Source organism: Pedobacter frigoris, assembly GCF_005116445.1.
Classification (GTDB): domain Bacteria; phylum Bacteroidota; class Bacteroidia; order Sphingobacteriales; family Sphingobacteriaceae; genus Pedobacter; species Pedobacter frigoris.
Genome location: NZ_SWBQ01000003.1, coordinates 342,779 through 357,343, shown reverse-complemented (window position 1 = coordinate 357,343; position 14,565 = coordinate 342,779). Strand labels below are relative to the sequence as shown.

The following is a 14,565-nucleotide window of genomic DNA, read 5'->3' as shown; positions in this document are numbered from 1 at the left end:
CCTCCCGGATTATTGGGAGGCTTAATTGTTATGTTATTTTACTCCGTGCATCAATTTTTTCATTACCGGTGTAAGCAGGATAATGACTACCCCAAGGCCTACAGGTATAAAAGTAAAGATCAGGAAGAAAGTAGTCATGGAATATTTGGATGTGATCTCATCGATCATTCCACCCATTGTACCCGCTATCTTATTACCAATAGCGATAGCCAGGTACCAGATACCAAACATGATGGCGATCATACGGCCCGGTACAAGTTTACTTACATAAGATAAACCAACAGGAGAGATGAACAATTCTCCTAAAGTATGGAACAAATAAGCCAATACCAACCACATCATGCTCACTTGAGCAACGGTTGCACCCTGAGGGATCGTGCTGGCACCATAAGCAAGCGCTGCAAAACCAATACCCAGTAAAATCATGCCCAATCCGTTTTTAACGGTAGCAGAAGGATTGTATTTGCTCTCCCAGATCTTAGATACTAAAGGCGCCAGACTGATGATAAACAAAGAGTTCAGGATACCAAACCAGGTAGCAGGTACCTCAGATTTTATCTCACTATACTGATTAGAAAGCATATAAATTACAATTCCCCATATGATGATAAACCCTGATGCCAGGATGATGTTACCAAATGCATATTTTGCGAAGGTTTTGGAGAATAACCTGAAAAGTACATAAGAAATGATCAGTAGAGGGATGACGGTGATCAGCGTATTCACCACATTGAAGATCACCTTCGAATCGCCGGTAAGTATACGCGCGGTATAATCTTTAGCGAAGATGGTCATCGAACCTCCGGCCTGCTCAAAGGAAGCCCAGAAGAAGACCGTGATGAATCCAAGTACAACTACGGCGATCATCTTGTCCCTTAGCTTAGGTGTATATTGTGAAATCCTTTTGATCAGGATAAATACGAATAGAAGCAATGCAACGGTAATCATAAAATTACTGCCTTCCATGCTGCCCACCTTAAAATTGTAGAGGTTCATACTGGTGATCTTGGAAACCGGATCATTGATGATCCAGGAAAGGCCGATCACAGAGATTAGTCCGATCAATACCAGGTCGAACTTAGAGAAAGGGTTTCTGGTAGATTCTTCCAGGTTGGTTGATTCCTCGTCGATTTTATCGGCTACCGGTTTCAGACCTATATTGCCAAAAATACCTTGTGTGAAATAGAACTGCAGCATACCTATAAACATAAAGATACCAGCTAAGCCGAAGCCATAGCTCCATCCCCATTCCGGGCTTTCACCGATATAACCACAAAGTAACATACCTAAAAATGCCCCTGAATTAACACCCATGTAGAATATGGTATAAGCACCATCTTTTTTCTCCGGATGCTCTTTGTACATCTGAGCCACGATAGAAGTCATGTTAGGTTTGAAAAATCCGTTACCGATCACCAAAAGCCCAAGACCAAGGTACATGAACAAATGATCGATCTCTATGGCCATGGAAAGATGGCCTAAAGTCATCAATAATGCCCCTACAATTACCGCCCATCTGTAGCCTATGATCCTGTCGGCAATATAACCGCCAAGGATAGGAGTGAGGTAAGCTAAGCCAGTATAAGAGCCATAGATTGCAAGCGCATGTTCGCGCGGCCATCCCCATCCCGGATTGGCATCCGTCAACGTGGTGGTAAGAAAAAGCACCAGCAGGGCACGCATACCGTAGTAGGAAAATCTTTCCCACATTTCGGTAAAGAATAAAACAAACAGCCCGGCAGGATGTCCAAGAACCTTACTCTCAAAGAAGTTATTTGGAGTATCCAAATTTTTTGTATTCATGTTGTTTTTTGTGTGTAATATTTATCGAATGGTTTAGTTAGTTCAGCGCGCAAGATATGTACATCTATGCAAACTCCCAAATTTTTAATTTACATCAAAAGTGTATTTACTACACTTAAAGCTTCTTTACAGGCTTAATATTTTTGTCTTTGGGGTCGGCATAAAAATCATCCATTACATTAGGGTCATTCTTCAGCTCTACATTTTCTACCAGTTTTAGCTTACCGTTTACGATCTTATACGCATCAAAACTCAGGTCGGATGCATAGTATTCAAAATTGCCGACCATATCGGGCGAAAAAGGTGCAAGATGGTCAAATACAATCATGTTGGTGCCCTTATCCATAGTTAGTGTCATGGAGTTCAGTTTGTTGTACTCAAAAACAATCCTGTTCATGGCGCCACTGCCCTTAAAGCCTTCAAAGACAGCTTTCCCAAATACAGGCAGTTCCTTTTCAAACGACAATACATCAATCACTTTTTTAGAGGTTTTGGCATTATTTCCCTTCCATCCCATGAGGACATAATAAGGCTGCCGGCCGCTTAGTATTACCGGCACTATTTCATAATACCTTGCGCCGTACCAGTTTTTGTTGCTGGTTACTGTGTTCAGATCTTTAATGTTCTCAGTATCGTCAATCAGGGGGAACAGTTTTAGTTTGCCATCCTTAGTAGCGATCTGTACGGAACCAAAAAAGCGATAAGTGCCATCATCTACAGGTACTGCCCATGAAAATATGCGGAAGGAATTGTCCGGCGATTTTATGATTGTAATTTTTTTGAGGGAATCAAAAGGATAGCTGAACGAGGTATGTGTTTTTAAAGAATTGACCAGTGTTTTGATGAACGCTGCATTCTTTGCAAAACGGTCGGCATTGCTTTCCGCACTAAATACAGCTTCGCTAAGGTTGATCAGTGAATCCTGGTAACGGCTCATGATCGGGCCGTTATTGAAGCTAAAACTATGCTGTCCCCATGATTTGCTCAGGGTACAGCATAGCATCAATATCATTAATGGAATAAACCTTTTGTGCATTTAATTTATAGTTTCTAAAACAATTGCACTGGCACCACCACCTCCATTGCAGATTCCGGCAACTCCAGTTTTTCCATTATTCTGTTTCAATACGGAAAGCAATGTAACTACAATTCTCGCCCCTGATGCACCCAGTGGGTGACCCAAAGAGACAGCACCGCCATTCACATTGACTTTTTCTTCCGACAGTCCCAGCTCTTTGTTATTCGCCAGTGAAACTACAGAAAAAGCTTCATTTATTTCGAAATAATCTATTTCAGTCAGACTTTTCCCAGCTCTTTTTAATGCGAGAGGAATGGCTTTAGCAGGTGCGGTAGTAAACCATTCAGGTGCCTGCTGTGCATCTGCATAACCAATTATTTTTGCTAAAGGTTTCAATCCCAATTCTTTTGCTTTATCAGCACTCATCAATACAAGAGCGGCAGCACCATCATTTAATGTAGAAGCATTGGCTGCAGTCACTGTACCATCTTTTTTAAATACAGGTTTCAAACCCGGTATTTTATCAAATTTAACAGCAAACGGCTCATCATCCTTCGTGATCAAAGTCACCTCACCCTTACGGTCTTTTACTTCTACCGGAGCGATCTCTTCTTCAAACTTACCTTCGGTCTGTGCCGTTTGTGCTCTTTTGTAAGATGTAATTGCGAAATTGTCCTGATCTTCCCTGCTGATGCCGCATTCCGAAGCACACAATTCAGCGGCAGAACCCATATGATAGTCATTGTAAACATCCCAAAGCCCATCTTTTAACAATCCGTCAGTAATTTGACCGTGACCTAAACGATAACCGGTACGTGCTTTATCGAGGTAGTAAGGTACATTGCTCATGCTTTCCATGCCACCCGCAACAATGATGTCTGACTGGCCTAATGCAATGCTTTGTGCAGCCAGCATAATGGCTTTGGTTCCCGATGCACATACTTTGTTGATGGTGGTTGCAGGTACATCCGGCAATCCGGCAAATTTAGCAGCCTGGGTAGCAGGTGCCTGACCAACGTTGGCAGACAATACATTACCCATGTAAACTTCCTGTACATCGGCAGGCGATATGCCAGCTTTCTCAATAGCAGCTTTAATGGCGATCGCGCCCAGTTGTGTAGCAGAGAAACTCGATAGTGAACCTCCAAAGCTTCCTATTGGTGTTCTTGCAGCAGATACAATTACTACTTCTTTCATGTATGTTGTTATTAAGTTAGTTGAAGGCAAAGTTATATATTTACTACCAGAGGTGGTTATTTTCCATCAGTTTTAACATTTCCTAACGCTTCATTTTAAGAAATAACATAGAATCCCCGTCGTAAATCGGAACTCTTCTTAGGCTGTACTATAATTTCTTATTGTTTTTAAGCTGCTTAAGTATTGCCTCTATTTTGCTATTGTTTTGCTAAAAGCAAAAGGATAGCAAAACAATAGCAAAAGAAAAGCAAAAGAAATTAAGAGCACAACTACAACGCAAAGCCAATCTATTTTAGGATTAGAAAGTAGTTAAAGGCCATAAAAATTAAAATTTTCTCTAAGTTTGAATAAAATCAATACATACTGCTTTGGCTAAGATCAAAAAGAATTCCCACAGGGTGCTTTACAGAAAGTATTCGTCTAACATCAAATACATTATGATGGTGTTGTCTGTACTGATCATTACTATCTTCTTACCTAAACAACCCCGTTTTAGATATGAGTTTGAAAAGGGAGAGATATGGAAAAACAAAGACCTGATATCTCCATTTAGTTTTGCCATCTTAAAGACCAGTCCGCAGGTAAATACAGACAAAAAAGATGCCTTAAACAATGTATTGCCCATCTATACGCTAAATAACTTTTTAATTAATGATGTAGAAGATGCTTATTTAAGTGAATTTGATGTAAAATGGAAGAGCAATGCTTTCCCTGAAAATGATAAAGCTATAAATAAGCAGACTTCATTTAGAATACTCAAGACCATATATGATAAAGGGATTATAGCCACCGATTTAAAGCACAATAAAGGAAATAAGTATTACGATTTTTCCCTGCTGAACAACAACATTACCAAAACAGTAAGCACCCAGGATGTTTTTACTGTGCAAACTGCATTGGAATATTTTAAGGATCATTTTGATAACATCAATTTAAAGGTAAAAGAAATGGTGCTCAGTCTTGTTGAAGATCATTTGCAGCCCAATATCATCTTTAATGAAAAACTAACTGGCATCGTGCAGGAAAGTACATTAAATAGTATTTCCACTACCCGTGGTATGGTTCAGAAAGATGAATTGATTGTTGCAAAAAATGGGGTGATTGACGATGAGGTATACCAGAAACTCCAGTCCTTCAAAGAAACCTATGAGGCACAGACTAAAACAATAGGAGACAGTAAGCTTGTCTATTTTGGTCAGATCCTGCTGGTCGGTTTCGTAGTGAGTTTGCTGATGTTCTTCCTGAAGTTGTTCAGGAAGGATATTTTTGCAGACAATCGTCAGCTTTCCCTGATTCTATTAGTGAATACCACGATGTTGCTCGCACTCACCTGGGCCATTAAACTGAATTTACCGAGTTTGTACTATATTCCTTTTTGTATAGTCCCCATCATCATCAGGATCCTTTTCGATACCAGGCTTGCGCTTTATTTGCATTTGTTGGTGATCCTGATTGCCGGGTTCTTTGTGCCCAACAGCTTTGAATTTGTCTTTTATCAGGTTACATCAGGTATGGTTGCGATTTATAGTATCAGAAACCTGATTAAGAGAGAGCAGCTGCTGCTGTCTGCATTGTTTATCCTATCGGCCTATTTCATATCCTTTGTGGGGATTGCCTTGTTGCGGGAGGGCTCGGTCAGCCAGATTGAGTGGATGAATTTTGTGCCGTTCATCGTTAGTGTATTGTTGTCGCTTTTAGCTTATCCATTGATCTATGCATTTGAAAGGTTGTTTGGCATCACTTCAGATATTGCTTTGATAGAACTTACGAATACCAATAATAAACTGCTGAGAGAGCTGGCCTTCAAAGCGCCGGGAACTTTCCAGCATTCTTTGCAGGTTGCCAATCTTGCCGAGGCAGCGATATTTAAAATCGGAGGAAATTCATTATTGGTAAGGGCCGGCGCATTGTACCATGATATCGGAAAAATAGAAAACCCACAGTATTTTATAGAAAACCAGAACACGGGTTTGAGTCCGCATGATAAGTTGCCATATGAGCAAAGTGCGCAGATCATCATCAAACATGTGCATAAGGGGATTGAAATTACGAGGAAGCACCAGTTGCCGGAAAGTGTGATCGACTTTATCAGAACCCATCATGGAAATACACGGGTAGATTATTTTTACCAGTCGTTCCTGAAGAACTCTCCTGAAAAGTTTGTCGATGAAAATATTTTCAGGTATCCGGGGCCAATTCCTTTTTCTAAAGAAACCGGCGTTTTGATGCTGGCAGATTCGGTGGAAGCGGCTTCAAGAAGTCTTAAAAATCCGGATGCGCAAGGCATAAGTGACCTGGTTGAACGTATCATTAACTACAAACTGGAACAAAATCAATTAGATAATTGCGATTTGACATTAAAAGATTTAGAGACTATAAAGTTGATTTTCAAGACGATGCTGATGAGCATTTATCATGTGCGAATAGATTATCAGCAAAGTCTGTAATTTTTTTTTGCAAACATGAATGAATTACTATATTTGCACTCCCTCAGCGAGGATAGCTAAGGAAAAAAGGAGAGGTGCCTGAGTGGCCGAAAGGAACAGTTTGCTAAACTGTCGTACTGGCAACGGTACCGCGGGTTCGAATCCCGCCCTCTCCGCTGAAATAATAAAAATGCTAAAGTTAGGCTTTATGAATTTAAAGTTGTTACTTTGCAATCCCTTCGAAAAAGGGTTAAAAGAAGATACCAGTTCGGGGTGTAGCGTAGCCCGGTATCGCGCCTGCTTTGGGAGCAGGAGGTCGTAGGTTCGAATCCTGCCACCCCGACACTATAGAGTCAAACTCTATCAAAAACCCTCTAAATGTCACAGTTTAGAGGGTTTTTTCGTTTTAGTCGTAAAGAACTAGGCTAAGGGAATCGCCATAGGTATCGCTTTCCTTCAAGAGCGTTAAATATGAATAGGTTAATTTAATGTTGTACTTCTTTTATCAGTTCTCCATTTTTATCAAAATACTGCCATTTTCCCAATTTTTTCTTTTCGGACTGGTATAGATCATAATTGTTGTATTTTTCAATAGATTTTACCTTCCCATTGGGATAATATTCCTTTTTAAGAATAAATGATTTGCTTGGCAGGTCATTATGATAATAGATCGAGTGCTGAAGTGTTCCGTTTTGGTTATAGTAGTACCATGTCCCCAGATAATAGTCGGTTGATATTTCCTTGTTTGCGTAATGGCCGTGGTAGCCTTTTAGCCTGACTTTTCCATTGGGGTAATATTCGACAACCAATCGCTTTTGTGTGGTGTCTGTGTGATAATCAATATGGAAATCAACCTTGGAGATTGCAGAGACGTTAGATACATCCACGAAGGTAACGGAAAGGCCAACAAGAACGTTCAATATCATGAATTTGATATCGTCTTTGTTCCCATCCATAAGTTTCAGCCAGCTTGTTTTCATCTTCAAATGATGGTTTAGTCTATTCTCCAGCTAAATTGCAAGGGATATGAAAGTAAATTGACAATTTCCATACCATAATTATTCATGCTTCCGTGTTCAAGGCTACTGTAGTTAAGTGAATGTACATCAGTAAGGAGCTGCGTTGCTTTTCTAGTTTAGCTATGAAACAAAAACCAGTTTCGTCCGTTTTATTCTTAACCATTTAAATATGAAATTAAATAAAGTTTTAACCGCATTGTTTTTTACTACGGCAATATTTTGGCAACTTGGATGCCTGGCACAACGTAAAATGGATTTAGCAAAGATCAAATTCAATGAAGACATTAAGACAGTGATCAAAGATATACCCGGCCTCCATGAAGGAAAATTAAGTGGCAGGCAGGATATGGTATCTTATGGTTTCGACAATGACAGTAGGTTCCTATTTGCAGGAGTGATTCCGGGACATATAGAATTGCTATCCTGGAAAGGTAAACTGGTGGGTATTGCTTTCAAGATCAAGTCTTTCGCTGACCAGCAAAAATTAGAAGCATACTTTAAAGATATTTATAAAAACTCCTCTTTTCAGACCTCGAAGTTCATGAATGTATATAAACATAAGAATGATAGCGTTGCTGCGGAACTAAGAGTTCTCATTGAAGAAAAGTATAAGGAAGGTGCCAATGGTTATCTTGATATAAAAAGGGCTGATTTCTCGAAACAGTTTGAGGGATCATAAAGCGGTAGAAATTCTTATGGCGTAGTAGTTCCGTCATTAAAATATCTCAATTCGTAATAAAGATTAATTTGACCATTTAATTAACCCCATGAGATACCTGATGATTATTATGGTAAGTTTCCTGATCGCTTCTGTAGTTAGCGTTTTTGGTATATTTATTTTGCAGTCAATGGATCTTATGAACACGGCAGATACCGATATGAAAAACCTTCCCTACGGTATTGCTATAGGTTTTAATCTTTTCCTGGCTTTAGGGACTTTTCCTGTATTTCTGAATCTGAAGGCGCATTTTAGAAATCATATTCTGCTAAGCGCATTGAGCTTCTTTCTGCTTCCGCTTGTAATTTTGATATATCTCGCTTTGTCGCTGGAGGAGGAAGCATGGACTGGGGTGCTGTTCTGTATCCCTTATTTAATTGTTTTATCCGTATTTTTTGTGCGTTTTCGCAATCAAAACGGTGTTTCAAAGCGTTGATTATGAATAAAGGCTATATGTTCCAGTTCAAAAATCTATTTATACTTATGTCCTTTTTAAGTTTCTTATACAGTTGCGGTGGGCCAAAACAGGGGCGGCCTCAGGTGATTGGGCTTGGGCTGTTAACTGTCAATACCCAATATCCCATTCCTTTGTATAAAAATGAGGCGGATGAATTGCCTTTTGATACCCTGAAATTTGAGACCAGTAAATCCGGTAAGACCTTGTTTATTTCAGGGGTTGAGCTACGTCCTTATATCATGAGCGAAGGGGATTCAGATGAAGAGGGGGAAGAACATCTTAAAATGGGATTGGTTCGGTTTGGGCCGGAATTGAAATTTGCTGTTGTGGATACCGATGAAAACTTTTTCCGGGTGATCAGCAACCAGGAGAGTAGGGAAGAGTTTGTCATTAAGAAAGAACCTGGGGCGGTTTATTATTCCGAGGAAAGCATGCTATCTGAGAATAGCTGCAGCAATTGCCCCGGATCAAAATATAATCCGCGCTGGTATGTGTTCGAAACCTGGGAGCGCTATTTAAAAAGGGTGGAGTTTATTACTAGAGATAGCCTGGTTATCTATGATGTTCCCGATGGAAAGGCGGTATTTGAGCATAAGGATCAGACTTTTCTTCCTTTTGGAGTGACTGAGGTTAAGGGGGATTGGATTAAAGTGAAGAAAGGATTTGGCAGGGAGTCTAATTTTCCTGCGGACGGGAACTACGATGGTTGGATAAAATGGCGTGAAGGGACAACTTTATTGATTGACATTACAGAAAAGACGTATGAATAAATTCAGGAGACAGGTAAATAGACTTAGCGCAAAGGGTTTTGGTTCTGCATTGATCATTTTGGCCTTTTTATTAGTTTCGAGCTGTTTTGAAGCTGGTAATGGTCGCAAAGTCAGTCAGGTCGATACGGTTGTGGCGATGAAAGATTCCAGCCTGCGGCAGGTTTCATCTGCGCAGGACACTACAAAAAAGGGAAGGTATGTTCCTCCTGAAATCAGCGAGGAGGCAATGCAAAGGGCTGTAGTCTCAAAAAGTGACAGTAGTTTTCATGTGTACAATAACATCCGCGCTGACTACCGGATCATCGGGTATGAATTGCCTGACACCAATTCCAGGAAGATGGTTTTGTTTTCTGTTTTTACTTCCGATGTCAAAGACAATCCTTTTCACTGTCCTTACGGGGCTTATTATGATTCAGCGCAGCAGGATGAATTGGTGATTAAATATACAGGGGAGCAGGAATTTTTTATTAAAGCTACCATTAGCGAGAACTCGAAGAAATCATCGACGGTTTATTTTCAGAAGAAATGGGTGGAGTTTGAGGAATGATCGAACCTGTGTTTTAGAACATCCTGGGGGTGATGAACCAGGCTGCGACAAGTGCGGTTAAGCCTATAAGCAGCAATTTTAAGTGCAATTTTTTATCTGTTGCGTTCTTGCTGATAGAATAACTGATGAGCATCCAGATCAGCCATATGATGACGACGGCAAAGAGCAGTAAGCCGTAAACCAGGCCGGATAGATCATAGCCTCCGCCGCCGATACTGCCACCTGAACCGCCATCATGTAAGACAAGACTGAGGATGATGAAGGGGACGATAAGAAAAAATAGTTTCAAAATGAATTTTGTGCTGTTCATCGCTTTATGTCGATTTAAATGTTGCTTTCTTTACTGTTCTTGTTTTCTCCACTGCTCCAGGCTGAGTTCTGTAAATATCTCTGGCAATTTAAGTTAAAGGTAAGTAGAGGGCGCTGGATGCTGAGCCGAAAAGCAATTGAGGCAAGTATAAGTTGTAGACTGGCAATGCAGTCTACAACCTTGTAATGTGAATATCGTATTGGCTACATCCCAAAAACAATGCCCATCATCTGCATGCCAACCGTCATCTTGTCTTTTCCAAAGTCGTGGATTTTTGCGGTTTTCTGAATCTGCATTTCCTTAGCTGTTACTGCTCTGTTTTCTACTTTTGTAAATTCGTATAAGAATTTAAGCGGGCTTTCTTTTTCATACTGGATCATGATTTTCACGATGCCGGCGTCTTCTTTGATGTACAGCGGGTGCAGAAAGTTTACTGACTTAGGCATCTCTGTCGAAGTCCAGACTTCAAGCTGGTAAACCGATGGGGCTGGAATGGCACCTGTGGTGTTATTTGCCGGAACCGGCTTTTTTAAAGTATATATGCTTTTGCTACAGTTATATCCCGCTACGATACTTGTTTCCCCAGTCTCTTTGATGCTGTAGTCTGCTGCCTTAAGCTGGTTCTGTGCCATTTCGTTGAAGCTGTCCATCTTTTTCCTGCACATAAAAGCCATCAGGAGCGCTGATGTATGGGAAAGCACCGATTGCTGCTGTCGATCGGGAACGGTATTCCAGTCAAATTCTTTAAATGTTTCTGTGCTGCCTGCAGGTTGATCTGCAGTAACTGCTGTTGTGGTGGCAGTCGTATCGGTGGTTGTTTCCTGTTTTTGATCACCAGATCCGCAGCTGGATATTGAAGCAGTGAGGGTTAGGACGAAAAATATATTTGCAAGGGCAGTGTTTGTTTTCATAGTGGTTTTTTTGTCCCTAAGTAGCAAAAACTAAACCATAAAATGCGCTAATGGGTTGTCCGGTTTCAAATCGGATTTTCTGCTAATTATTCTGGTTAGATATATAGAAACCGGGAGTTCTTTAACCTGAAAGTGATCGATATAGTCCATAAAATATAGGGGACGGATATGTTCAGCCTTCTGGAAGACTCGATGGAGGGGCCTCGCGCAAGATAGCAGCGTTGCTGGACAACTGCCTACCGGAACGGATTCCGGTTCTTCCGATTCGTAGAAAAATGATCTGCCGTGACTTTGATATTGGGGATTTTGTCTGAAAAGAAAGAGAGGAAAAATATATGATAGTGAATTGGATATCTATGGTAAAGTTCGTAAACTTATAGGAGAAAGGCTTGAATGCAATATCGGTAATAAAAAATGAATACAAAACTTCTTCAAATATTAAAACTGGTTAATAATGAACTAGATAAAGATACGAACAGTATTATTTTCGCCCAATTAAAGCCTGGGATTAAGATCGACGATATGGCGATTGAAAAAATAGGCGCTTATTCCGAATTTCTGGAATTTACAAATGGAGCACGATTTGGTATATGTTAAAAAACAGGAACAATGATGCATAAAGAAATTAAGATTGTTTGTGCTGCCTTGCTTTGTACAGCAGGCTTTTCATTTAAATCTCCGGTAAAGGATCGTCCGCCAAATATTATTTTTATTATGGCAGATGACCTAACCATGGGAGATATAGGTCCTTATGGGAGTACACAGGTTTATACACCCAATCTTACCCGGCTCGCGAAGGAAGGGGTTTGTCTCGACAATATGTTCAATATGGTACCAGTCTGTTCGCCGACCAGACAGTCCTTACTTACAGGACTTGGGCCGGTGAGAAACGGTGCGTATCCCAATCACACGATGATTTATGATGGGATTAAGACCCTACCTGTTTATTTGAAGGAGCTGGGTTATAGAGCGGCACTGATAGGTAAAAAACACTACGCGCCTGAGTCTGCCTTTCCGTTTGAATATCTGGGAGGGAGAGATGGCGATATGGGATACGGGAAAGATGTGGAATTGAGTAAAGCGGAGGACTATATCCGCAAATCTAAAGGTAAGCCTTATTTTCTGATGTTTACCAGCAACCAGCCACATGAACCCTGGAACAGGGGTAACCAAAAGGCTTATGATCCAGCAAAAATTAAACTAAACCCAAATATGGTGGATACGCGGACTACGCGCAGCCGAATGGCGAAGTATTTTGCTGAAATCACTTATTTAGATAGTTTGGTAGGGGTTTGCCTGGACATGGTAGACCGCTCTGGAGAAAAAGATAATACAGTGGTTATTTTTGCCACAGAACAGGGCAATTCCTTTCCATTTTCAAAATGGACGTTATATGACCAGGGATTGCGATCTGGCATCATTGCGCGGTGGCCTGGAAAGATCAAGCCTGGTACCCGGAATGCGGCCATGCTCCAATATTCAGATATCACGCCAACACTAATCGATATTGCAGGAGCTGACCCTTTGAAAGTAAACACTGGTTCGAAAGACGGCATGGAGAATATGGGTTTTGATGGGAGGAGTTTTAAAAATATCCTGACAGGATCAGGCAGCCATGTCAGGGATTATGTGTTTGCTGAAATGACTACCAGGGGACTCATCAGGGGCAGTGAAGCCTATGGAATCCGATCCGCGAGGAGCAATAAGTTCCTGTACATTCATAATTTGAATTATAAAAGCGAGTTTCAAAACACACTAACCAATTCCGTTTTATTCAGGGAATGGATGACGACTAATTACGAGCGGGCTAATTTTTATTTAAAACGACCGGAAGAGGAGTTTTATGATGTGATCAAGGATCCTTTCAATTTGTATAACCTTGCAGCCGATCCTGAATATGCTGTTGCTAAAAAAGAGCTGCAGGAAAAGCTATCCGACTTCATGAAACAACAAAATGATAAGGGCCTTGCAACTGAAATGGATGCCCTGAGCCGTCAACCTAAGAATCAAACTAAACACTGATATGAACATCATAAAATTTGTAATTCCGGTAATGTTCTTTACGACATACTTATTCCAGGGCTATGCGCAAAGCAGGAAACCCAATGTTATTATTATCCTTACAGATGATATGGGTTTTAGCGACATCAGTACTTTTGGAGGAAATTTTGTTCCGACACCCAATATCGACCGACTTGCCGAGAATGGATTGAAGTTAAATCAGTATTATAGTGGTGCGCCAATCTGTTCGCCATCTAGGGTAAGTATGTTAACTGGTATGTATCCTGGAAGATGGAATTTTAGTACCTATCTGGATAATAAAAAACATAATAAAGATGCGGAACAGGCAGACTTTTTGTCGCCTGAAGCCCCCTCCATGGCCAGGTTTTTCCAAACTGCAGGTTATGCAACAGGGCACTTCGGTAAATGGCATATGGGTGGCGGAAGAGATGTTAAGAATGCTCCCGGCTTTGAAAAGTATGGCTTCGACGAACATGCAAGCACTTATGAAAGTCCGGATCCGGATTCGCTGCTGACAGCCACTAACTGGATCTGGTCAGAAAAGGACAGCATTAAACGCTGGGACAGAACCAGGTATTTTGTTGACCGCAGTTTGGCATTTATAGAAAAGCATAAAGGTCAGCCTTGTTTTGTTAATCTTTGGCCAGACGATGTGCATACCCCTTGGGTGCCTTATTTGGGTGACGGTTATACCGGAAAATTCCCCTTAGGACATGAAGATGAAGAGGCATTTAAAAGGGTCTTGAAAGAATTGGATGTACAGATTGGGCGACTGGTTGAGGGATTACAGAAAATGGGAGAACTGGACAATACCATTATCTTATTTACAAGTGACAATGGCGCGCTTCCCAGTTTCAGAGGGAGCAGAAACGGAGGTTTGAGAGGCTCCAAGCTTTCCCTGTATGAAGGTGGGACACGAATGCCTTTTATTATCAGCTGGCCTGGCAAAATACCTAATGGTAAGTCAGATGATCGTTCAGAGGTAAACTCGGTAGATTTATTGCCCTCATTAGCTAAAATGGCCGGAGTGAATGTTACATCGGACTACGAAGGTGATGGAATAGATCGCAGTACTGTTTTCACAGGAAAACCTTCACTTCGTAAAAAGGCGATGTTCTGGGAATATGGACGTAACAAGATCGCCTACAAGTATCCAAAACCTGTTGATAAAAGTCCCAATCTTGCAGTACGCTCAGGTGAATGGAAACTGTTGATGAACAGTGATGGCACCGATGTTCAGCTTTACAATATTGTAAAAGACAAAAAAGAGACCACCAATTTAAGTAACGATAATCTCGCCATTACCAACAAGCTTAAACGAGAGCTGAATGACTGGTGGAAAAGCTTACCACGTTTAAAATAATCGG

General features: G+C 40.9%; 14 protein-coding genes and 2 tRNA genes. 10 read left to right on the top strand and 6 right to left on the bottom strand.

The window, feature by feature from the left end:
• Positions 1–33 precede the first annotated feature (33 nt).
• The 3 genes from FA047_RS12300 to FA047_RS12290 all read right to left on the bottom strand — a co-directional run bounded on the left by FA047_RS12300 (position 34) and on the right by FA047_RS12290 (position 4,018).
• Positions 34–1,803, bottom strand: a complete 1,770-nt coding sequence (locus FA047_RS12300; RefSeq protein ID WP_136836361.1) for a peptide MFS transporter — start codon at positions 1,801–1,803, stop codon at positions 34–36.
• A gap of 115 nt (positions 1,804–1,918) precedes the next feature.
• Complete coding sequence (locus tag FA047_RS12295) at positions 1,919–2,839, bottom strand: hypothetical protein (RefSeq protein WP_136836360.1); 921 nt, start codon at positions 2,837–2,839, stop codon at positions 1,919–1,921.
• Positions 2,840–4,018, bottom strand: coding sequence for an acetyl-CoA C-acyltransferase (locus FA047_RS12290; protein ID WP_136836359.1), 1,179 nt, complete (start codon positions 4,016–4,018; stop codon positions 2,840–2,842). It abuts the gene before it with no gap.
• A 368-nt stretch (positions 4,019–4,386) separates the two neighbouring features.
• On the opposite strand from FA047_RS12290, the gene FA047_RS12285 reads away from it, so the two are divergent.
• From FA047_RS12285 to FA047_RS12275, 3 genes are all read left to right on the top strand, one after another.
• Entirely contained in the window at positions 4,387–6,465 is a 2,079-nt protein-coding gene (locus tag FA047_RS12285) for an HD family phosphohydrolase (RefSeq protein ID WP_394347576.1), read from the top strand.
• Positions 6,466–6,533: 68 nt separating this feature from the next.
• Positions 6,534–6,620: transfer RNA gene (locus FA047_RS12280), tRNA-Ser, on the top strand.
• A gap of 93 nt (positions 6,621–6,713) precedes the next feature.
• Positions 6,714–6,787: transfer RNA gene (locus tag FA047_RS12275), tRNA-Pro, on the top strand.
• Between the two features lie 142 nt (positions 6,788–6,929).
• On the opposite strand, the gene FA047_RS12270 is transcribed toward FA047_RS12275, so the two are convergent.
• Positions 6,930–7,424 (bottom strand): toxin-antitoxin system YwqK family antitoxin, encoded by a 495-nt coding sequence (locus FA047_RS12270; RefSeq protein WP_136836358.1) that lies wholly within the window; start codon positions 7,422–7,424, stop codon positions 6,930–6,932.
• A 208-nt stretch (positions 7,425–7,632) separates the two neighbouring features.
• On the opposite strand from FA047_RS12270, the gene FA047_RS12265 reads away from it, so the two are divergent.
• The 4 genes from FA047_RS12265 (at position 7,633) to FA047_RS12250 (ending at position 9,955) form a co-directional block, all read left to right on the top strand.
• Positions 7,633–8,142, top strand: coding sequence for a hypothetical protein (locus FA047_RS12265; RefSeq protein ID WP_136836357.1), 510 nt, complete (start codon positions 7,633–7,635; stop codon positions 8,140–8,142).
• Between the two features lie 88 nt (positions 8,143–8,230).
• Positions 8,231–8,617: a hypothetical protein gene (locus FA047_RS12260; protein WP_136836356.1), complete on the top strand. Its 387-nt coding sequence runs from the start codon at positions 8,231–8,233 to the stop codon at positions 8,615–8,617.
• A gap of 2 nt (positions 8,618–8,619) precedes the next feature.
• Complete coding sequence (locus FA047_RS12255) at positions 8,620–9,408, top strand: hypothetical protein (protein ID WP_136836355.1); 789 nt, start codon at positions 8,620–8,622, stop codon at positions 9,406–9,408.
• The gene (locus FA047_RS12250; protein ID WP_136836354.1) at positions 9,401–9,955 is read left to right on the top strand and encodes a hypothetical protein; all 555 of its coding nucleotides are present in this window, start codon (positions 9,401–9,403) and stop codon (positions 9,953–9,955) included. The genes FA047_RS12255 and FA047_RS12250 overlap by 8 nt, the downstream gene beginning before the upstream one ends.
• A 13-nt stretch (positions 9,956–9,968) precedes the next feature.
• Here FA047_RS12250 and FA047_RS12245 read toward each other — a convergent pair whose 3' ends face one another.
• Together FA047_RS12245 and FA047_RS12240 are read right to left on the bottom strand one after the other, a co-directional pair.
• Positions 9,969–10,265: a hypothetical protein gene (locus FA047_RS12245; RefSeq protein WP_136836353.1), complete on the bottom strand. Its 297-nt coding sequence runs from the start codon at positions 10,263–10,265 to the stop codon at positions 9,969–9,971.
• Between the two features lie 203 nt (positions 10,266–10,468).
• Positions 10,469–11,176, bottom strand: coding sequence for a hypothetical protein (locus FA047_RS12240; protein WP_136836352.1), 708 nt, complete (start codon positions 11,174–11,176; stop codon positions 10,469–10,471).
• Between the two features lie 414 nt (positions 11,177–11,590).
• Between FA047_RS12240 and FA047_RS12235 the strand changes: the two genes are divergently transcribed.
• From FA047_RS12235 to FA047_RS12225, 3 genes are read left to right on the top strand one after another with little or no spacing between them, the layout of a single operon-like run.
• Positions 11,591–11,773 carry a hypothetical protein gene (locus tag FA047_RS12235; RefSeq protein ID WP_136836351.1) on the top strand — a complete coding sequence of 61 codons (183 nt, stop codon included), beginning with the start codon at positions 11,591–11,593 and terminating at the stop codon, positions 11,771–11,773.
• Between the two features lie 12 nt (positions 11,774–11,785).
• The gene (locus tag FA047_RS12230; RefSeq protein ID WP_136836350.1) at positions 11,786–13,198 is read left to right on the top strand and encodes a sulfatase family protein; all 1,413 of its coding nucleotides are present in this window, start codon (positions 11,786–11,788) and stop codon (positions 13,196–13,198) included.
• A gap of 1 nt (position 13,199) precedes the next feature.
• Positions 13,200–14,561 carry a sulfatase family protein gene (locus FA047_RS12225; RefSeq protein WP_136836349.1) on the top strand — a complete coding sequence of 454 codons (1,362 nt, stop codon included), beginning with the start codon at positions 13,200–13,202 and terminating at the stop codon, positions 14,559–14,561.
• Positions 14,562–14,565 lie beyond the last annotated feature (4 nt).